This is a genomic window from Sunxiuqinia rutila (assembly GCF_050589705.1).
Classification (GTDB): domain Bacteria; phylum Bacteroidota; class Bacteroidia; order Bacteroidales; family Prolixibacteraceae; genus Sunxiuqinia; species Sunxiuqinia rutila.
Genome location: NZ_JBNGOT010000004.1, coordinates 1 through 19,262, shown reverse-complemented (window position 1 = coordinate 19,262; position 19,262 = coordinate 1). Strand labels below are relative to the sequence as shown.

Sequence of the window (19,262 nt, the reverse complement as noted above, 5' to 3'; positions counted from 1 at the left end):
GAACGTCCTAGTTTCTCTTTCCAGAAGTTATACTTCTCCTCGATGGACTGAAGTTGGCTGAATTCGACTTTTAAAGCTGTTTTTTGCTTTGTTGTTAGGTCTAGGGTGAAAGGATGTGTCATGATTGAAAGAATGGATGATTTAATAGCTTGTTTGCGTTTTCTTCTTGTGTAATGCGGATGTAGCGAAGGAAGCTTTTTTCGGTCTGGTGTCCTGTAATCTTCATAATTGTAATTGAAGGCACATTAGCCAAATATAGATTGCTTGCAAAACTTCGCCTGGCGACATGGGTTGTTATCAGGCGATGTTTCTTGTACAGCTTTTTTTGAAGTACGCCAGCTTTTGTAATTCCAATCTCAACACGCTCTTTGATTTTTGCTTTTTTCGCAACTTCTTTTAGATAATCGTTCATTTTTTGGTTGCTTATTGGTTTCGGCAATTCTCCATCATATTTTTCAAAAACGGTTTTTACATATGGATGAAGCGGAATGACAACTGTTTCGCCTGTCTTTTGGGTTCTAATCTTGATCTTGTTCCCATCAATGATATTTTCTTTTTTCAACTGGATGAAATCGGAAAAACGCAACCCTGTAAAACAGCCGACGATAAACAAATCTCTGGTACGCTCTAGTCTTGCATCTTCTGATAAGTCGAGTTCATACATTCTTTTTAGTTCATCAACAGTCAGATATACTTTGTCAGCATTCTCGGTAACTTTTTTAAACTTCCGTTTTTTGAAATCCAGATTTGTATTTAAGCCTCTTTCCGTGGCTTCGTTCATGAATAGTTTGAGGTTTTTAATCTGGTTTCCTATCGTGTTGCTGGCAAATTGCAAATCGTTTGTGAGGTAGGAGATGAAAGAGTTGTAAAAGTCCAAATCTATATTTTCAAAGTCCATTGTCTTTCTTTTCTCCTTGCAATATTTTTTGAGGTGGGAGAAAGTGTTTTTGTAGGCTTTTATTGTTGCGGGAGCTTTTAGGTTTTTTGATTCTTCGATAAAGCCATCAATAAATGAAATTAAAGTTGGCCTCTCCTTTTTTTCTTCGTTGAGTTCTTTCTCAAACTCGGTTTTCAGTGCTGTATTATTCAGAGGCGTACCGTCATTTAGTAATTTTCGGTAAGCTTTTTTTATAGCTCCTTCCAGTTTGTCCAGCCTTGAATTGAATTCGGAAGCCTGATTAAACGGCATTTTGTTGCTTGCACGGTATTTCTTGTCTTTTGTTATCCAATAGTTAGGATGAATTTTCTCTCCTGTTGAATATTTTAAGCGTTTGCCATTGTAGCTAAAGAAAAGATAAACCAATGTTTCTTTATCCGATTTTGGCTCTTTAAGAAAGAATTTGACTTCTGCCATACTTGATTTTTTATGGCAAGATAGGAATTAATAAGATACAGAAGAACAGCGGGGGGACAGCAGGGGGGACAGAAAAGTTTAATTTCTCTTAATTTCTCTTGATCTGGTTTTATAGTAAAATGCTCTGAAATCCCTATAAACACAGTAGAAATGAAAAAAGCTTGCAGTTTTCTGCAAGCTTTTCAGTTGACCCGCCAGGGCTCGAACCTGGACTCTTCTGAACCAAAATCAGACGTGTTGCCAATTACACCACGGGTCAATCATTATTGCCTTTTCTTTAAAGACGCTGCAAAAATAGGAAAAGAATATATACCCACAAGCGTTTAGGAGTAATTTTTTTCATTTTTTTTTGGGTGAATTAAGAACCATATTGAAAATGAGGATCTTTTATGTTTGACCTAAAGCGTGAATTTTTTTGAGAATCTTTTTCCCGCGTGAAAGAATGCCTGGCGAGGCATGAAAAGTCATTTCATGTTCGATGAGTTGGATGACTTCTGCCCGCAATTCCGGTTCGACGAGGGCAATTTCATACAACAGTTGCATGGCATGCACCCGGATGGCTATCGGGCGGGCTGCATTGGTCAGCTCAGCAATGCTAAAGTCTAACAGAAAAGTTAGCCGGTCAGGCAAAATTGGGTTGAGGCTGATAATTTTTAACAGGTGCCTAAGCTTGCTTTCATTGGTAACCTGGTGGAGCGAATCAATGAACTGGGGTAGGTAAGGACCGATTAAGGCCGGCTTCTTCTCATGAATTTTATCCACGATCCAAAGGGCTCGCCAGCTTTCTTTTTGAGAATCATGTAAGCCAATTTGCACGAGCATGCTGATTTCTTCGGGATGCTCAACCAGGTAGCTGGTCAGGGTTTCAATGGCGCTCCATTCGTTTAAGTATGTATAAAATTCTTCTCGGGTCATGCTGTATTCTTTTCTGAAAACATGACTAAAGATAGCTGATTCAACTGAAGCGAAGGATGCCTAGATCGAATGCGGGATAATGATAATAATTAAAGAAAATACCATGGACCAGCCCAAAATGGAAAGAACCATATAGGCAAACACATGTTTTTTACGGGAGTAGTAACGGTTCAACAGGAAAGCTCCTAAAGGAATACTCAACAAAACAGGTGTGGCAATAATAATCCCGATGAATCCGTAGCGGTTTCTGAATTTGACAAATTGCCTTTTGGTCCGCATAGATTTGGATGAACGTGACCTGAACTTGGCAAACAGCCGATTCAAATCGAATTTGAAGTGTTTGTCAACAAAGTTGGTGATCACTACTTTCTGGTTTTTAAATACCCGAACGATAGCTGCACTCAAGTAATAAAAGAAGAAAAACCCACTAATTCCCCCGACGGTTATGGCGATAATGGCCTGAGTGGTATCCAGTCCGATTAACAAGGCGTAGGGAAAGGTGATGGAATACTTGATGGTGGCTAACAGAAATACATGAATTAACTTTACAACTCCGACTATATCCATTGGCTAAACATTGTTTTCATGATTTACAACTGCAAAGTTGTGAATTTGTTTTGGTATGTTGTTGGTCAGTAAAGCTATTTTATGATTTCTTAACGTTTAGATATCCAAATAATTAACTTACATAAAAAGCATTTTAGGAGCCAGAGATGCTTGTTTTTGTTACCTTTGAAGCAGGAAAATTATTGATAACCCCATATACCCCCTAAAAATGAGCAAAGAGCAAGCCTGGTTTCATGCGGCAGATTGGCAGGAAGGATTGAGTATGAAGGCGCATGCGTCGATTGATTTAAACCAGTTTTATAGCCATTATCACAGCCATCCCGAGCGCTGGAAAGCTGTTTTTGAATTTTTGAAGCAAGACTTGGCTGCGTTGGATGAAGGTAAATACCCGGTGATGGGTGATGATGTTTTTGCCATGGTTTCAAACTATTCAACGAAAAATCCGAAAGACGCGAAATGGGAAGCACACCGAAAATATATTGATCTACAGTATGTCATTGATGGTGAGGAGACGATGGGACTTTTGGACCTGTCGCGTGCCGTTTCGCCTGAAAAATATGATGAGGCCAACGATTTAATCTTTTTTGGGCAGCAGGAAGGCGAATATTTTAGAGCCAATCCAATGTGCTATTTTGTGTTTTTTCCTTCCGATGTTCATCGCCCATGCATGATGATGGATCATGAAGGAGCGAAACCAGTTAAAAAACTGGTATTCAAAATTGCAGTGGATTAGCCGTTCAAACTCTTTGGGGTTTACCCCGCGCTCCTAAGGCTTAATAGTACTTTTGTTCCTTCAGTGTTTCGTAGATGGTTGTATTCATCAGAAGCAATAAAAACAGGTAGCCAAAATCTTCAACCGGAATCGTAAATGCCCGGATGTTGAGAATATGCTCGCTGTGGTACTCAACCACAGGAATGGCTGTCAGTGCACCATTGACAAGCAGAAAGGGAATCAGCGTGATCAGGTAGGTGAAAAAGAACTTGCTAAGATGCTGCCTGAAGCGGTTTCGGAAGATGGTGTAACCCAGGTAAACGGCAGCAAACAGAAAGTTGAAAAAGGTGTACAACTGGCTTTGATGAAAAAAACTGAGGAGGCCGAACAGGACAATCAGCCCCAGGCTTAGGGCTGCAAAAATGCGTGGAAATTCATAGGCCTGGAGGTAGGCTTTCAGCACTTCGTAAATAAACAGGCAGGCGTAAGGAACTATGAGAAAGAAAAGCCATTCTTCCAGCGGAAGCCCTTTGTAGAAGTAGCCCAACACATAGTCGTGGTTAAAACTCCAGATGCCGGCCTTGGTAAACTGAATATCCCAATAAATAAAAAGGATAGCCGTAATCAGAATGGCTGGAAACAAATACTTCCATTTGGTCCAAAAACGAACTTTTTGATCAAAACTCAGGGCCAGCGGAATGGCAAGGGTGCCCAGCAGCAAGCCGGCGTAGGTAAAATGTTGCAAATCCATCTATAAAAGGTTAAGCGTATTTTTTAAATAAGCGTTGGCCAAAAGATACATTTTTTTTGGGTTGGAAACCCGGTAACGCTGCTTTAAAATTTGAGATGGCTGTGCACGTTTGATTTTCCGAAATAGCCTTAAATAGTAGATATAAGCAAGGTAAACGCCAAAGCGGACTTCTTTTTTCAAGGCTTTTAGTCCTTGGTAAGCCTCGGCAAAGTCTTGTTCAATTTCCTGCTCAATCCGTGCTTTGGCTTCCGAGTCAAAATGATTGAAGTCGATGTTTTCGAAATAGATACGGCCTTTGTTTTCAAAGTCGTCCTGGGCATCTCGCAGGAAGTTCACTTTCTGAAAGGCAGCACCTAGTTTTCGTGCCGGCTCCACCAACTGCTCGTACAGCTCGGGCTCTTCCGAATAAAAGACGCGCAGGCACATAAGCCCAACAACTTCGGCCGACCCGTAAATGTAGGTTTTCAGGAGGAGTGGATCGTAGCTGGTTTGGTGTAAATCCATCTCCATGCTGAAAAGAAAAGCATCAATCAATTCCCGATCGATTTGATAACGACGAACCGCATGCTGAAAACTGTCGAGAATCGGATTGATGCTAAAGCCTCTTTCTATGGCTACAAAGGTTTCCCGCTTAAATTCCTGAAAAATTTCTTCCTGGTTTTGGTCAAAAAAGGTGTCAACAATTTCATCGGCATACCGCACAAAACCATAAATGCTGTATATGCCCGGCCGGTATTTTTTATTCAGCATGCGAACACCCAGCGAGAAAGAGGTGCTGTAATTACGGGTGGTAATTCGGCTGCAATCCAGGTTGTTTTTACGATAAAGTTCCATGGTCTTTTAAAATTCGTTGGGTTACTAATCTTGAGCTTATCACGGTCATGGGGAGTCCGGTTCCCGGAACGGTAGAGGCTCCGGCGTAGTAGAGGTTGTTGAATGCCTCGTCTTTGTTTGACGGGCGGAATCCACCAACTTGGTTCAGATCATGGGCCAGGCCTAAGCCACTTCCTTGGTAGAGGTTGAAGGTGCTTTCCCAGGCTTCGGGCGAATAAACAGTCCGCAATTCGGTATGTGCTGCAAAGTCGAAGCCGGTCCGCTGGCTCATATCGGCAATGATGGCATCTGCAATTTCTTCGGCATCGCTCCAGTCTGCTTTAAACCTTAGGTCGGGTACCGGGCACAGAATGAAAACACTCTCTTTGCCTTCCGGCGCGTAGTCCGGATTATGCATCGATTGAATGTTGACATAGTAATAGGGCTTGTCGAGCTTGATGTCGTTTTTGAATATCTTCCCGGCATATTCCTTAAAGTTCCGGCGCAAAAAGTAATTGTGGTGATACATGTCCGGCACTTTGGTGTCTAAGCCCAGGTAGATGGTCAGCGGTGCCAGCGTCCATTTTTTCTGATCCAGTTTCTGAGGGCTGTACTTCTTCCGGTTGAGAATAGTGCCGCGGAATGAAGCTGCATCTGCATTTACCACAAACAAATCAGCTTCCCATTTCTTCCCGGTCTGATCATAAAAGGCGGAGAGCTGTTTGTTAGTCTCTTCAAACCGGTCAATTTCTACCCCATAGTGGATCTTCACCTGGCGCTTTTCGAGTTCGGCAACCATGCCTTCCACGATTTTGTACATGCCGCCTTTAACGTTGTAATAGCCGTCGTGTACCAATTCGGTGTAATTCAGCATGGAATAAACAGCCGGCGTATCGAAAGGAGTTGCTCCCAGGAAAAAGCCGACCAACGAAAAAATGACTTTCACTTCAAACGAATCAAAATTCTTCTCCATCTCACGCCACATCGAATAAAACATTTTTGGGGCGTGCTTGATTGGGACACGGGTAAGCTGCAGCAAATATCCCAGCAAACTATCAAAGTTCTGCTTGATGACAATGTGCTCGGTGTCGTGAAAAATTTCGCCAGCTGATTTCAAAAAGCGTTCCAGTTTCTTTTCCAGATTGGGTTCCAGGTGTTCGAACTCAGCGGCCAGTTTTTTCAGGTTCTTATGGATTAAATAAGAACGAGAATCGCCTTCAAAGTGAACCGCATAAAGCGGGTCCAGCTCTACAAATTCAAAAGGCATGGCGATTTTACAGTACTTGGCCAGTTCCTTGAATTCGTAGCTCATACTGAAAAAAGTCGGAGCCATGTCAAATTTGAACCCGTTTTGAGTCAGCAGGTTCAAGCGTCCTCCCGGTTGATGATATTTTTCAACCATCTCAACCTCGTAGCCATCAGTGGTAAGCCGCAGGGCTGTTGATAAACCCGCTAATCCGGTTCCGACAATCAGTACTTTCTTTTTCATTTTTGTTTGAAGTTTTATCTGTTTAGTTAAACAAATTGGAGCTAAAATGTTTTAACTAGTAGCAAGTTTTTTTTCGATAAGAGTATTATCTTTCTTAAAATTAATGAAATAATGTCAAAAGCGCTAGTCATAGGAGCAGGTATTGGAGGAATTGCAGTCGCTATTCGATTGGCTCGACTGGGCATGGAGGTGGAGGTGTATGAACAGTCGGATCAGTTAGGTGGCAAGATTAAAGAATCGCGCCAAGCTGGTTTCCGTTTTGATCGGGGGCCATCGCTGTTTACGCTGCCTCATTTGGTGGATGAGCTGCTCGATGAAGACCTGAGATTTCCCTACCGGAAGCTGGAAGTGATTACCTCGTATTTTTTTGAAGATGGCGTGCAGTTGAAAGCTTATGCTGATCCCGGGCAATTTGCCGCAGAAGTGGAGCAAAAAACCGGAGTGAAAGCCGCCAAATTGTTGGATTACCTGAAACAGGCTGAGCGGATTTACCGCTTGACGGCCCCGATTTTTATTTTCAACTCTTTTCATCGCATTCGCAAGTTGCTTACTTGGGCTAATTTGCTTCGGGCACTGCAGTTTTTTCGGCTGAAAGTTTTTTCGAGCCTGCATCAGCTGAATGCAAAGGCGTTTTCCGATCCACGTTTGGTGCAACTGTTTGATCGCTATGCCACCTACAATGGTTCTAATCCTTACAAAACTCCGGGAACGTTGAGTGTGATTTCACACCTGGAGCATGAACTGGGAGCTTATTTCCCCCAAAAGGGAATGGCTCAACTAGTGCATTCACTGGCAGAGCAGGCGCGGCGACTGGGAGTGCAGTTTCATTTGCAAGCACCGGTTGAACGGGTTTGGATGCATAAGGGGCAATTGAAAGGCCTCGTTGTTCAGGGCGAGTTGAAACCTGCGGATGTGGTTGTTAGCGATGTGGATATTCACCAGTTTTATACCCATCTGCTGCCTGATCAGAAGCGGATCCGGCGGATGGAAAAATTGGAACGATCCTCTTCTGCCTTGATCTTTTACTGGGGCATGAAAAAGTCATTTCCCAAATTGGATTTGCATAACATCTTTTTCAGTGAAGATTACGAAGCCGAGTTTGTGTCCTTGTTTGAGAAAAAGGAAATTTCAGATGATCCAACGGTGTATGTGTTTGTTAGTAGTAAAGAAAATCCGGATGATGCTCCGGAAGGTATGGAAAATTGGTTTGTGATGGTGAATGCGCCCGAAAATGTTGGACAAGACTGGGCTGAAATGAACCGGCGGACACGGCAGCATATTCTGACTAAGCTGAATCGTATGTTGGGCGAAGAGCTGGAAGAACAGATTGTATTTGAGGAGTTGCTTGACCCGGTGAAAATTGAGGCGGAGACCGGCTCGTTTCATGGAGCCATGTATGGGCCAAGCTCAAACAGCTTGTTTGCTGCGTTTTACCGGCATGCCAATTTCCGGCGCGATGTGCCCGGACTTTACTTCGTTGGTGGCAGCGTGCATCCCGGTGGTGGAATTCCACTGTGCTTGTCTTCGGCAAAAATTGTGGCCGATATGGTTGAAGAAAAAAGGAAGAGCTAATGAAAGAAAACGCCAAATTTATTTTAGGGATCAAAATTGTTCTGGCCATCCTCTACCTGGTTGGGATACTAGGCTTTTCATTGGATCGGACTTATGACTTGTTTGTGGCTCTAACACCGCTTAATTTATCATTGACGGCGGTGGTTTTATTGTACTTTCAACAGCAGTGGTCGGTAAAAACGGCTTTAATGCTGACAGCTGTCGCTTGCATTGGTTTTGTCACCGAATGGATTGGGGTTAACACGGGCTGGCTGTTTGGAAACTACACTTATGGGCCGGCACTTGGGTTGAAACTGAGGAACACCCCTTTGCTTATCGGAATCAATTGGTTGCTCCTGGCTTACGGTATTTTTGTGCTTTTCTCGAAAATCAACCAACAATGGTATTTTCCGTTTTTGGGAGCTCTGCTGATGGTGCTGTTTGATTTTATTATGGAACCGGTAGCCACGGCCTTGAAAATGTGGAGCTGGGAATCGGCCCATATTCCGTTGAAAAACTACCTGGATTGGTACCTGGTTTCGCTCTTGATTTTTGCCTTGATGCGTGCCGGACGGGTGTCGTTGAAGAACCCTTTGGCCGTATGGATCTTGGGGACTCAACTGGTATTTTTTCTCGCTTTAACCTTCACTTTAAATTTAACTTGATGGGAATTTTAATTGCAATCATCGTGCTAATATGTTGGCTGGGGCATTTGCTTTACTGCCTGCTGTATCTGCAAGCTGATCCCTCTTCTGGCTGGACTTACCTGCATGTTATGTTACAGGCCTACTTATATACCGGCTTGTTTATTACCGGGCATGATGCCATGCATGGATTAATTAGCAGAAGCATGAAGGTAAACACGGTGTTTGGCTGGATTTCATCCTTGCTTTTTGCCGGACTTAGCTACCAAAAACTGCGGGCCAATCATTATTTGCATCATCAGTTTCCGGCTACTGAAAAGGATCCGGATTATTATACGCGCTCGCAGAATTTCTTTGTTTGGTGGTTTGTCTTTCTGAAACGTTATGCCACCATCTGGCAACTCTTGTTTATGGCGGTTGCTTTTAATGTGCTGAAAATTTGGTTTGCTGTTCCGGAGTTGATTGTGTTTTGGATTGTTCCGGCGGTACTGGCTACTTTTCAGCTATTTTTTGTGGGCACCTACCTGCCGCACCGAAAACCGCACACCGAAAGTATGCAGCCGCATCGGGCGCGAAGCCAGCGGGGACCGCATTGGTGGGCCATGCTGAGTTGCTACTTCTTTGGTTACCACTGGGAACATCACGAGATACCCCGAATTCCTTGGTGGCAACTTTATCGCGAAAAAGATAAACGAAAAATTCAGCTATGATCAAATCCAGACATCATCCCCTAACGACTTGGTTTTTAGATCTTTATTTCCGCTGGAAAATGGCGTTTCATTTTCGCGGAATTGAGGTGCATGCCAACGAGCAAGTTGATCCACAGAGACCGGTTTTGTTGCTTCAGAATCACTTCAGCTGGTGGGACGGCTATTGGTCGTTGTGGTTAAGCAAGCGTTTTTTTCAGAAGCGTTTTCATGTGATGATGTTGGAAGAACAACTTCATAAGCGCATGTTCATTAACCGGTGCGGTGCTTTCTCCGTACGAAAGAATTCGCGCGAGCTGCTGGAGACGCTGACTTATGCTGCCGGGCTATTGCATGCTCATCAGAATCTGGTTTGTCTCTATCCGCAAGGGGAAATCCAATCGCAGCAGGTTAAAACCATTGCTTTTGGGAGAGGAGCTTCCTGGATTTTAAAACATGCCGGCGAGCCCGTTCAAGTGTGGTTTTGTGTGACCTTAACGGATTATTTCAGCAGCTCAAAACCTTTAATCCGGTTTTGTTTGAAACACTATGAGGGCGAGCGGACACCCCAGAGCATGGAGCTGGCCTACAATTCTTTTCGGGACGAATGTATAAACAAGCAACATGACTGATCTTTTAATCATTGCCTGGGCTGTATTTACTTTTCTTGTTTTACGCACCTTGGTTGCGCTGGTCAATGTTGTGAGCAAACCTTACCTGCCTGCTGCTGGAAGCGAGCACAACGACAAAGTGTCCTTGTTGGTGCCAGCCAGGAACGAGGAGCACAACCTGCCGAACTTACTTCGAGCTATTTCTCAATTGAATTACCCGGATCTTGAGGTTTGGGTGTGCAATGATCATTCAACAGACAAAACCGGGCAGATTTTACAGGAATGGCAGCAGCATGCAGACTGGCTTCATTACTTTGACGGAGACGATTTACCACCCAGCTGGACCGGGAAAAATTTTGCCTGTCACCAACTGGCTCAAAAAGCAAGGGGACACTATTGGTTGTTTGTGGATGCCGATGTGACTCTGGCACCGGATGCCCTGCACAAAGCTGTGGATTTTTTCAAAGCCAACAAGCTAAGCCTGTTATCTCTCTTTCCGCAGCAACTGATGCAAACTACTTCTGAAAAACGGACAGTGCCAGTTATGAACTGGATTTTAGTGACTTTATTGCCTCTGAAGCTTGTGCTGAAATCGGGTAACCCTTTGTTTGCCGCCGGCAATGGACAGTTTATGCTTTTTGACGCACAAAACTATCAACGGAATAATTGGCACGAACGAGTTAAAAATCGTCATGTGGAAGATATCCAGCTGGTTCGCCTGATGAAAAAACAACAGGAGCGTGTGGCTGTTTTATTAGGAAATGGCGATGTCTTTTGTCGGATGTACCAGGATTATGCGGGAGCCTTGCAGGGCTTTGTGAAAAATGTGCATGAGTTTTTCTTTGGCAGCCGTTTGCTGATGCTCTTCTTTGGGATCGTTCTCATGGGAAGTCCATTGCTTTTATATTTCGCCTGGGGATGGAACGGGTTGCTTGTTTATGCTACATTGCTTGTGCTGAATCGTTTGCTGGTTTCTCGGGCAAGCCATCAGCAATGCTGGGCTAACCTTTTGTTTCATCCTTTGCAAATGGTGTTTCTGGCTCATCTGATGATTGAAAATATTCGCCTTCGAATAACTAAAAAAGCAAAATGGAAAGGTCGAAAAATAACTATTTAAACTTGTTGCTGCTTGGCTTGCTGTTCTGCCTGGCTTTGTCCGTATCGGGGCAAAAGCTGGAGACCTACCAGTGTCATTTTTTTAATGCCTATCTGGAAGGAGATATGAGTAACTGGATGCGCTGGATTGAAGAAATTGAACACAAGCATTCGGAAGAGCAGGAGTGGGGGATTCTGGCCCTGCAAGCTCGCTATGGCCTTATCGGTTATTACTTCGGAACCGATCAAAAGGAGAGGATTAAAGAAGTACTTCAGGAAGGGGAGAATCGGCTGGAACGCTACCTGGAGCAAGAGCCAGACAATGCCCGGCTTTTGAGTTTGCAAGCCGCCTTCGATGCGTTTAAGATTGGTCTGGCCAGGTACAAAGCCCCCTTTTTGGGACCTAAAGTCGTTGGCTCCATTCAACAGGCTATGGAAGTGGATCCGGATGAACCCATGGTGTGGCTGGAAGAAGGCAATGCCCTTTACAACCGGCCGGCCCTTTTTGGGGGCGATAAGAAAAAGGCCATCGCGGCTTATCGCAAAGCGCTGGAGTTGTTTGAGGAAAGCGAAGAGTCCTGCAATTACCTGACAGTGCTGGTTGAAATTTTCATCCTGAAAGGCTACTCTGAAACCAAGCAGGATGCTTTGTACCAAAGAACCCGCCAGAAGCTTCATCGGCAATATGGCGGACTCCCTTGGTTGGATGATTTTCTTTCTTCCGAAGCTGGTTATTAACCCTTCCTGCCTAATTCACCGGGTAATAAATGGCCGTTACCCATTTCGATTCGTCGGGTTCCTTTTGTGGGTCAGTCAGGTATTGCTCCATGGGGCTGCCAGCCAGCTGAAGCTCATTGTTCTGAATCCATTTTTGAATAAAGCTGTGCGTTTGCTCCAGATGGTCATATGAGCCGAAGTGATCGGCTGCGGCATAGGTTTTTGCAGGCATGGTGCCCGTCAGGATGTTCTCTTGGGCTTCAACTTTAGAATTAACCGGAATGCCACATTCCAGATCAATCAGGTTGCCGTCAATCTTGTGGTAGATGGCGTAAGGCATGTTGGTCATGGCCAGGTCGTTTTGGTTGATGAAATTGATGAGCTGCCCATAGTTAATTCCCATTTGCTCTGACACGTCTTCCAACTCAATGGTTTGGCGGATACTAACAAAGTCAAAGGCCGGCAGGTTGACTAGCTCTACAACCGGACGCTTTTCCTGAACAATGGTTTCGGCAACAATTTTTAAATTCTGAAGGCCTTGTTCAAAGTCAGGGCCAATCATCGAATCAAACAACAAGCCCATCCATCGGGCAATGGGGTTGTAGCCCAGATCGGTATCAAAAGCCCAGGTGACGGTCGTGGTCTGTCCCGATTCATCAAACAGAAAATAACCGGTTGACAGGCCTTCCTCCATAAAATTCATCGTTGTAGCAATGGAATCGTAAGGAACGGATTCGGTGATGGTCATGGTACCGGCTCCAAGGTTTGGATTTTCGCTTTCCCACGAATAAGCCGCTCCTTTGCCGATGCCTCTGTTTTTATAATCCACTTTCATATCCGGGTCCATTTGGTTCCACACGGCCCACTTGTCCCACGAACGAAGATTGTTTACCTGGTTAAAAACAACTTTGGCGGGTGCCTGAATGCTGGCTGTTCGTTCAACATGTACCTCTCGTGGTAGGAAAAAGGCAATGATGGCCATGGCAATAAGTAGGATAAGCAGGCCAAGAAAGAATTTTTTGAGTGTTTTCATAGGTCGGAATTAATTGATCTTTTTTTGATTCAACGAAATTGAGAAGAAGATACAAAATTATCATTAATTCTCCTTGGGTAAGTTTTTGTTCTTTCGTTTAATTGATCCGCTTGATTCGCGGGAAAACTCTGTGAAGCAAGGATGTTTATTTTATAGGCCCTTACTTAGTCCTTAGATGTTTTGAGTATAGGTAGAAAGTCAAGGGTAAAGGGGTTTAACGGCTTTGCGACTTTTTTTGTTTCTTTGATTAACCTAAAAATGTGTTTTATGAAACCTGGATTGCTTAGCCTTTTGCTAATTTGTTTTTATGCCTGTAACCGGCCTGCTGTACCTACTGTGATTATTGAAACAGAACGGGGGAATGTGGTGGTTGAACTGTATCCGGAAAAAGCACCGGTAACGGTGGCTAATTTTCTGCGTTTTGTTGAGGATCAGACTTATTCCGGAGCTTGTTTTTATCGGGTGGTTCGGATGGATAATCAACCGGATAATGACGTAAAAATTGAAGTGATTCAGGGGGGATTGAAAGAGGATGAGTTGGTGGAGAAATACCCGGCAATTATGCACGAAACAACACGTGAAACTGGCCTAAAGCATCGGGATGGAACCCTTTCCATGGCCCGGATGGAGCCTGGAACTGCATCAACCGAATTTTTTATTTGTGTGGGCGAACAGCCAGAGCTGGACTTTGGAGGCCAACGAAATCCGGATGGACAAGGCTTTGCTGCTTTTGGAAAAGTGGTGAAGGGGATGGAAGTTGTTCGGGAGATTCAGCAGGGAAACGATGATGGGCAGCTGTTGCAAAGGCCAATACGGATTATTGGAATGACGCTGGAAAAGTAATTTCGTGGAGTTGACTTAACGAAATGAATGAATCATTATTCATTCAATTTTTCTGTATTCCTGGGTTGTTATGCCTTGTAATAAAGCGTATAATGGAAGTTTGGGATGAAAACTTGTGCTGAGAGCAAACAAGCGAAGGGATTGGTTGTTTTAGATAATTAAGTTCAAAAAAAAGAAATCAAGATGAAACGAGCATGTGATAACTATTGCACCCGATAGAAGATTAATAAGCGCGTTCATCGAATACCTTTGAAAATTAAAATAAGATGAAAGAAACAACTGGAAAAATTGCCTTTGCAGGTAATCCTTTAACCCTGATTGGGGAACCGATTCAGGTAGGCGAAAAAGCGCCCGACTTTACGTTATTAAGTGCAAACCTCGAGCCGGTGAAGTTATCCGACTTTGATGGCAAAGTGCGTGTTTTGGCTATTTACCCTTCGATTGATACGGGCGTTTGCCAGGCGCAGAACCGTCGTTTCAATGAGGAAGCTGCCCAATTAGGCGATACCGCTGTGCTGTCTATTTCTTGCGACTTGCCTTTTGCGCAAAGCCGGTTTTGTGCTGCCGAAGGCTTGGATAAAGTGGTGACTTTGTCGGATCACAGAGACGTGGATTTCGGGACTAAATATGGCTTCCTGATAAAGGAGCTTCGTTTGCTGGCCCGAGGAACCGTGGTGATTGACAAGGACGGAACAGTTAAGTATGTTGAGTTTGTGCCTGAAGTAACCACTGAACCTGATTATGATTCAGCATTGAATGTTGTTAAGGAATTGATTTAGTCATTCTGGCTATCAGCCTTCGCATTAGCAAATTGTACTAATACGATATTAAAAATCCAGGCTTTAGCTGCATGTCAGCAAAGACCTGGTTTTTTTGTTTGGCTTATAGGGGCCTTCCAGAATCTTTGAAAGTTCATATGTCCGTACGCTCGTGCCTTCGTGTGTTCGTGCTGTCGTGCCGTCGGGCGTTCATAAGCACCTTCTGCCTACTAACTACTGCCTTGCTGAAAAGCTCTTCTCAGCCTCTCAGTGCTTCTTTCTCTTTTCTGCATGCACTTCGCCGTTGGCTTTAATTTGACCACTGGATTTTCGGATATTCAGATTGCCGAATTCTTTGAAAGTGTCTGAGTGCCTGAGATCGTGCCTTCCTGCGTTCGTGTGTTCATACCTTCGGTAAAGTCCTTCTCACTGTTCTCGCGCTCAGTGCCCAGTGCTCCATGCTCTTAGCCCGCTGCTCTTGACTCTCCTAATTCAAATGACCAGAAACCGGTCGGGTGAAAAAGCGCCTCGGTCAGGCGATGCAAAAAACAGGTAAATTCCGTCATACGAACTCGACTCCTCTGGAAGCGTGAGTAGACCGCCCTGCGCCGAGCGGTGCAGGCCACTTTCATAGGGCCCCTGAAATCCGTCCGCAGAAGTTGTTATATACCATAGCTCATCGCTTAAACGAATGCTGGCTATTCCTTCGTCGTTCAGCCAGCTCACTTCCAGCTGGTCGCTTCCATCAGGCCGGACAGCTACCCCCAGCTTAAATGGTAAGGGCAGCGAGCCGTCTGCAAAATGGAGCAAGGATGGATCTTCCAACTGTCCCTGGTGACCGAATGCTGGCATGTTTGCTTTTAAAAACATATGATACCCACTGCTATTTCCCGACAAGCGATTCCAAATGGGGACAATAACCTGCTGTTTATACTGCTGACAAAAGGTATTTACCGCCTTAAACCGCTGCCGGTGTTGCTTCTGCCGGTCCGACCAGGAGTCTTTGCTGTATTGTGGAGCTGCCCGCACATAAGACGTGTCCCCGCGCTTAACAACAACCAGTGGCCCCAGTTTCCCGGATACCGATCCCAATAACCCGTCTCTTATTTTCGCCATAGCAGAGTCTTATTTTTAACGTATTTGATTAGTTTATTATACATATTTTATATTATTAAAGTTACAGAATATACACAGAAATAACACAGAAGATACTTAGAAGATATGGATTTGATCCCTGTCAAAAGGAAAGAGAAGATAATAGACAATAGACAATAGACAATAGAAGGCACTCACGAAGGTACGAACCCAGGAACGCACGATCGTACGAAGGCTGTTAACTAACAATTTATCCTGTGAAATGCACGGAGTGCGTATTTCATAGGACCGACAACTGATATCCGCTTTCAGATTGCTTCGCTGTGCTCGCAATGACGGAACTTGAAACAGACAACTGAAAACAGTCTGTTTAACCGCTAAGACGGAAAGCATCGCAGTGAACGCAAAGAGCAGAGCACACGAGGACACGAGCGCATGAAGTCACGAAGCCTGACTAATTCCTCCACTTCATCGCCAGGTGAAAAGTTCGGCCTACGAGGGTTTTGAAACAGAAAACAAGGGAAGGAATCTGCGCGGGACTAGCTAAGAAAACCCTGTTTCACGACCAACGGGAGGAGTTGGTTTTCGGGGAGAGACTGATCTGCCGTTTTCGATCAAAAGCATCGTCAGCCTAGATCTTTTGGTTCTTTTGGATCATGCCAAAAGGACAAGTTGGTTTGATGCTGATACTATTTTCGTTAACTGCTAAGATGCAAAGAAAGAACACACGAAGGCACGAAGTCACGAACGTACGAAGGCTGTCAACTGATAATTTATCCTGTGAAAATTTGCGGAGTGCGTATTTTATAGGACCGACAACTGATATCCGCTTACAGATTGCTTCGCTGCGCTCGCAATGACGGAATTTGAAACTTGAAGCAGACAACTGACAACAGTCTGTTTGACCGCTAAGACGGGAAGCATGCAGTGAACGCAAAGAGCAGAGCACACGAGGACACAAATCACGAACGCACAAAGACTTCGAAGCGAGATCGTGTGCCGTGAAACGTACTGAATCCTGAGAATCAGGAGGCTGAGAAAGGTTGAGGAAATTACGATTTGGTATCCTGTTTTTTTATTTGCTACAGGCGAAATTCAAACCCATTTTAAATAAGCCCTTTTTGTCAAAAAAGAGAAGGAAAAGGGGTCACTTATTAACGTAATTCGGGATTAAGATTAGAGAAGTTAATGTTCCGGCGTATGCTTTTGAACATATTTTCGCTACCTGTCGTTTTATTCGTGCGTGAGATTTCAACTAAAAGTGCCAATTGGCAAAACTCATCAAGCGAATACATTCGACTGACTGATAGTCGTTTATTGTTTAACTTCAACATGGAAGTCTATTGGTAAAGCGAACAACGTGGAATCGTTTTAGCGATCAAAAGCGTCATCGGAGAAACAGCGAAGTCCTAAGTAGTAAGGGTTTTTAGGTGGGATTTCGTAAATTTAATCATGTTGAAAACACTTGGTTGTGAATTAAGTGTAAGAATCAATCTTTAATGGTCCTAAAAAATAAGATTCTTTCTGTCGTAGTGGGTGTGGTCGTACTGGCGTGTTTTTTGCAGGAAATCAGTTTTTCTCAAGCTCATCCATCATCTGAGTCATTCCAAAAGAATAGCTTGGATGTTTTTTTCATGGCTGAACGCGAAATCGCAGCTTCAGCCGATCAACAATTGGTAAACGCCCCGGCTTCGGAGCTTATTGCCTTAGTCCCTGAAAAAAAGAACGAAAGCCCCAACGAACTGTTGAATACAGGTGCTGAAAGGCCTGCGATTCCCAGCTCAATGACTGCGCAGGCAGGACTCACCATCACCTCCACGGCAACTGGAGGACCATGGAATGAAACTGCCAGTTGGGATGGAGGAGTCGTTCCTGATGCTGACGATGATGTAACCATTCTTGCTGGAGCAACAATAACCACTGATAATGTGCTTATCAATGCTTCACTGACCCTCGGAAATGGAGCAAACTTAGAAGTTACCGGCGATTGGACCAACAACGGGACGTTTGATGCAGGAACCAACAGTACCGTTAGCTTTACCGGGAGTACGGATGGAACGATCAGCGGAACATCGACCACTGTTTTCAAACATTTTATTCTTAATAAAGATGCAGCAAACACCCTTCAGGTGAATGCCCCTATTGTATTGAGCGGAACCATTACGCTTACTTCCGGTAAACTTTTGGTGAACCCTTCAGGGAGTATTAACTGCACTTACAATACTGGCTTTACGATTGAGGTCGACGCCGGACTCCTGGTTCAAGGTGGTAGCTTGACTACCGGTGCTTTCTCGATTGAGAACAAAGGAATTTTCCAGGTCGAAGAAAACTCAACGGTAAGCTTAGGCAGTGACCCAGGCAATAGTCTGACCATTCGGAGTGAAGGCATCCTGAATATCAACGGGGGCACCGTAGATATTGCCGGGCGCTTGGTGGTTTCGGGTGGTACAGCCAATATCTTTGGCGGAACCATTACCTTAGCGAAGGTTGGACACAGCAGTACAACCTTCGCCACCCTGCATCTTACTAAAGAGGCCAATTTTGAGATGACCGGTGGTACCATCATTTTCCATCAACCGAATGGCTCAGGCTATTGGGATGTTTCAATAATTGATGGCACTTCCGGCTCCAAATCAATGACGGGAGGTACATTGCAGTTTGGAACAGCAACAACCAGCGGCACCTTCTCAATCAATAGTCCCATCCCTTTTTACAACATTACGGTCAGTGAAAACACAACCTTAGAGCTGGTAGCAAACGATCTTGTCATCAATAAGCAGTTATACATGAAGGATGGCAGCAACATAGATGCCGCGACTAATAGTCTTACTGTTATTCTGAACGATTCAGATGTTGGAGCACTGGTTAGTTCCAACGGCTACGTGTTGGGAACACTGCAACGAGCTATTGCTGTAACAGATGTAGCAGGCTACCGTTTTCCTGTTAATCATTCAGTCTTAAAATTGAATTTCACGAACATCACTCAAAATGGATACATCTCTGTTACATCAGCTGCAGGTTCTCATCCAAACATAGGTAGTTCGCTTCTAAATTCAGGCGCAAGTATGAATAGCTACTGGACGATTGAAAACTCAGGCGTTGAATTTGAAAGTTTGGGTGGAAGCTTTGAATTTGAAGCGAATCTTGCTGGTGATTACCTGGTAGGAATGTTTGATGGTAATTGGAGTTACCCTGCAACGACACGAACTGCAAAGATTGTCAACTTTTCGGGGATTAATTCACTAAGTACCACAACATCCTTTGCCTTGGCCGAATGCGTACCGCCTACCATAACACTTGGGGATAGTCCTGAGGTTTGTGAAGGAACTACGACTACTAATCTTCCATATATTGCCACTGCCGGAGCTCCTGATACCTACCGAATTGACTTTGATGCGACAGCAGAAAGTGAAGGCTTTAAAGACATTGGCGTACCAAGTTTACCTGCAGATGAAATTAGTATTATAATTCCAGGCGGAGTTAGCCCAGGAACCTATAATGCAAGTCTTTATGTCAGTAATGCAACGGATTGTGAAAGTAGTGGAGTGGATTTTACCATCGATGTATATGACAACCCTGACATGGTTTTACAGAACCTGGAAGACTGTGAAGACGGCACCACAGGCAA

The 19,262-nt window shown here is 44.2% G+C and carries 18 protein-coding genes and 1 tRNA gene; 10 read left to right on the top strand and 9 right to left on the bottom strand.

What is annotated here, in order from left to right; translation table 11 throughout:
• Positions 1–118 precede the first annotated feature (118 nt).
• The 4 genes from ACRD6K_RS05565 to ACRD6K_RS05550 form a co-directional block, all read right to left on the bottom strand.
• On the bottom strand, positions 119–1,354 hold the full coding sequence (locus tag ACRD6K_RS05565; protein ID WP_430972419.1) for a site-specific integrase: 1,236 nt from the start codon (positions 1,352–1,354) through the stop codon (positions 119–121).
• A 186-nt stretch (positions 1,355–1,540) separates the two neighbouring features.
• Positions 1,541–1,613: transfer RNA gene (locus tag ACRD6K_RS05560), tRNA-Gln, on the bottom strand.
• Between the two features lie 128 nt (positions 1,614–1,741).
• Entirely contained in the window at positions 1,742–2,269 is a 528-nt protein-coding gene (locus tag ACRD6K_RS05555) for a hypothetical protein (RefSeq protein WP_299578730.1), read from the bottom strand.
• A 60-nt stretch (positions 2,270–2,329) separates the two neighbouring features.
• Positions 2,330–2,836, bottom strand: coding sequence for a hypothetical protein (locus ACRD6K_RS05550; protein WP_430972418.1), 507 nt, complete (start codon positions 2,834–2,836; stop codon positions 2,330–2,332).
• Between the two features lie 208 nt (positions 2,837–3,044).
• On the opposite strand from ACRD6K_RS05550, the gene ACRD6K_RS05545 reads away from it, so the two are divergent.
• Positions 3,045–3,569, top strand: a complete 525-nt coding sequence (locus ACRD6K_RS05545; protein WP_430972417.1) for a NanQ anomerase/TabA/YiaL family protein — start codon at positions 3,045–3,047, stop codon at positions 3,567–3,569.
• Between the two features lie 40 nt (positions 3,570–3,609).
• Here ACRD6K_RS05545 and ACRD6K_RS05540 read toward each other — a convergent pair whose 3' ends face one another.
• Genes ACRD6K_RS05540 through ACRD6K_RS05530 form a run of 3 tightly spaced genes read right to left on the bottom strand, consistent with a single transcriptional unit; the run spans position 3,610 to position 6,601 of the window.
• Positions 3,610–4,299: a lycopene cyclase domain-containing protein gene (locus tag ACRD6K_RS05540; RefSeq protein WP_430972416.1), complete on the bottom strand. Its 690-nt coding sequence runs from the start codon at positions 4,297–4,299 to the stop codon at positions 3,610–3,612.
• Positions 4,300–5,133: a phytoene/squalene synthase family protein gene (locus tag ACRD6K_RS05535; RefSeq protein WP_299578722.1), complete on the bottom strand. Its 834-nt coding sequence runs from the start codon at positions 5,131–5,133 to the stop codon at positions 4,300–4,302.
• Positions 5,117–6,601, bottom strand: a complete 1,485-nt coding sequence (locus tag ACRD6K_RS05530) for a phytoene desaturase family protein (RefSeq protein WP_299578720.1) — start codon at positions 6,599–6,601, stop codon at positions 5,117–5,119. The genes ACRD6K_RS05535 and ACRD6K_RS05530 overlap by 17 nt, the downstream gene beginning before the upstream one ends.
• 111 nt (positions 6,602–6,712) lie before the next feature.
• Between ACRD6K_RS05530 and crtD the strand changes: the two genes are divergently transcribed.
• The 6 genes from crtD to ACRD6K_RS05500 are packed head-to-tail and all read left to right on the top strand — an operon-like array spanning position 6,713 to position 11,926.
• Entirely contained in the window at positions 6,713–8,173 is a 1,461-nt protein-coding gene (gene crtD / locus ACRD6K_RS05525) for a 1-hydroxycarotenoid 3,4-desaturase CrtD (protein WP_430972415.1), read from the top strand.
• Entirely contained in the window at positions 8,173–8,817 is a 645-nt protein-coding gene (locus ACRD6K_RS05520; RefSeq protein ID WP_430972414.1) for a carotenoid biosynthesis protein, read from the top strand. The genes crtD and ACRD6K_RS05520 overlap by 1 nt, the downstream gene beginning before the upstream one ends.
• On the top strand, positions 8,817–9,506 hold the full coding sequence (locus ACRD6K_RS05515) for a fatty acid desaturase (RefSeq protein ID WP_430972413.1): 690 nt from the start codon (positions 8,817–8,819) through the stop codon (positions 9,504–9,506). Before ACRD6K_RS05520 ends, ACRD6K_RS05515 begins: the two co-directional genes overlap by 1 nt.
• Positions 9,503–10,114, top strand: a complete 612-nt coding sequence (locus ACRD6K_RS05510) for a lysophospholipid acyltransferase family protein (protein ID WP_430972412.1) — start codon at positions 9,503–9,505, stop codon at positions 10,112–10,114. The genes ACRD6K_RS05515 and ACRD6K_RS05510 overlap by 4 nt, the downstream gene beginning before the upstream one ends.
• Positions 10,107–11,210, top strand: a complete 1,104-nt coding sequence (locus tag ACRD6K_RS05505) for a glycosyltransferase family 2 protein (RefSeq protein WP_430972411.1) — start codon at positions 10,107–10,109, stop codon at positions 11,208–11,210. The genes ACRD6K_RS05510 and ACRD6K_RS05505 overlap by 8 nt, the downstream gene beginning before the upstream one ends.
• A complete protein-coding gene (locus ACRD6K_RS05500) occupies positions 11,183–11,926 on the top strand; it encodes a tetratricopeptide repeat protein (protein WP_430972410.1) in 744 nt (247 codons plus the stop codon). The genes ACRD6K_RS05505 and ACRD6K_RS05500 overlap by 28 nt, the downstream gene beginning before the upstream one ends.
• A gap of 10 nt (positions 11,927–11,936) precedes the next feature.
• Here the strand turns inward: ACRD6K_RS05500 and ACRD6K_RS05495 are convergent, their stop codons facing one another.
• Positions 11,937–12,938, bottom strand: coding sequence for an SRPBCC family protein (locus ACRD6K_RS05495; protein ID WP_430972409.1), 1,002 nt, complete (start codon positions 12,936–12,938; stop codon positions 11,937–11,939).
• A gap of 267 nt (positions 12,939–13,205) precedes the next feature.
• Between ACRD6K_RS05495 and ACRD6K_RS05490 the strand changes: the two genes are divergently transcribed.
• Both ACRD6K_RS05490 and tpx read left to right on the top strand, forming a co-directional pair.
• Positions 13,206–13,781, top strand: a complete 576-nt coding sequence (locus ACRD6K_RS05490) for a peptidylprolyl isomerase (protein ID WP_430972408.1) — start codon at positions 13,206–13,208, stop codon at positions 13,779–13,781.
• A gap of 266 nt (positions 13,782–14,047) precedes the next feature.
• Entirely contained in the window at positions 14,048–14,560 is a 513-nt protein-coding gene (gene tpx, locus ACRD6K_RS05485; RefSeq protein WP_299578668.1) for a thiol peroxidase, read from the top strand.
• 471 nt (positions 14,561–15,031) lie between these two features.
• Here tpx and ACRD6K_RS05480 read toward each other — a convergent pair whose 3' ends face one another.
• The gene (locus tag ACRD6K_RS05480; protein WP_430972407.1) at positions 15,032–15,655 is read right to left on the bottom strand and encodes a hypothetical protein; all 624 of its coding nucleotides are present in this window, start codon (positions 15,653–15,655) and stop codon (positions 15,032–15,034) included.
• 1,478 nt (positions 15,656–17,133) lie between these two features.
• Between ACRD6K_RS05480 and ACRD6K_RS05475 the strand changes: the two genes are divergently transcribed.
• A partial coding sequence (locus ACRD6K_RS05475) for an autotransporter outer membrane beta-barrel domain-containing protein (protein WP_430972406.1) occupies positions 17,134–19,262 on the top strand: 2,129 nt, incomplete at its 3' end.

Excerpts from the sequence above, each read along its gene's own strand:
- ACRD6K_RS05480 (WP_430972407.1), bottom strand. The coding sequence starts at position 15,655 with ATGGCGAAAATAAGAGACGGGTTATTGGGATCGGTATCCGGGAAACTG.
- crtD (WP_430972415.1), top strand. The coding sequence starts at position 6,713 with ATGTCAAAAGCGCTAGTCATAGGAGCAGGTATTGGAGGAATTGCAGTC.
- ACRD6K_RS05565 (WP_430972419.1), bottom strand. The coding sequence starts at position 1,354 with ATGGCAGAAGTCAAATTCTTTCTTAAAGAGCCAAAATCGGATAAAGAA.
- ACRD6K_RS05550 (WP_430972418.1), bottom strand. The coding sequence starts at position 2,836 with ATGGATATAGTCGGAGTTGTAAAGTTAATTCATGTATTTCTGTTAGCC.
- ACRD6K_RS05505 (WP_430972411.1), top strand. The coding sequence starts at position 10,107 with ATGACTGATCTTTTAATCATTGCCTGGGCTGTATTTACTTTTCTTGTT.
- ACRD6K_RS05495 (WP_430972409.1), bottom strand. The coding sequence starts at position 12,938 with ATGAAAACACTCAAAAAATTCTTTCTTGGCCTGCTTATCCTACTTATT.
- ACRD6K_RS05520 (WP_430972414.1), top strand. The coding sequence starts at position 8,173 with ATGAAAGAAAACGCCAAATTTATTTTAGGGATCAAAATTGTTCTGGCC.
- ACRD6K_RS05510 (WP_430972412.1), top strand. The coding sequence starts at position 9,503 with ATGATCAAATCCAGACATCATCCCCTAACGACTTGGTTTTTAGATCTT.
- tpx (WP_299578668.1), top strand. The coding sequence starts at position 14,048 with ATGAAAGAAACAACTGGAAAAATTGCCTTTGCAGGTAATCCTTTAACC.
- ACRD6K_RS05500 (WP_430972410.1), top strand. The coding sequence starts at position 11,183 with ATGGAAAGGTCGAAAAATAACTATTTAAACTTGTTGCTGCTTGGCTTG.
- ACRD6K_RS05530 (WP_299578720.1), bottom strand. The coding sequence starts at position 6,601 with ATGAAAAAGAAAGTACTGATTGTCGGAACCGGATTAGCGGGTTTATCA.
- ACRD6K_RS05515 (WP_430972413.1), top strand. The coding sequence starts at position 8,817 with ATGGGAATTTTAATTGCAATCATCGTGCTAATATGTTGGCTGGGGCAT.
- ACRD6K_RS05535 (WP_299578722.1), bottom strand. The coding sequence starts at position 5,133 with ATGGAACTTTATCGTAAAAACAACCTGGATTGCAGCCGAATTACCACC.
- ACRD6K_RS05545 (WP_430972417.1), top strand. The coding sequence starts at position 3,045 with ATGAGCAAAGAGCAAGCCTGGTTTCATGCGGCAGATTGGCAGGAAGGA.
- ACRD6K_RS05555 (WP_299578730.1), bottom strand. The coding sequence starts at position 2,269 with ATGACCCGAGAAGAATTTTATACATACTTAAACGAATGGAGCGCCATT.
- ACRD6K_RS05490 (WP_430972408.1), top strand. The coding sequence starts at position 13,206 with ATGAAACCTGGATTGCTTAGCCTTTTGCTAATTTGTTTTTATGCCTGT.
- ACRD6K_RS05540 (WP_430972416.1), bottom strand. The coding sequence starts at position 4,299 with ATGGATTTGCAACATTTTACCTACGCCGGCTTGCTGCTGGGCACCCTT.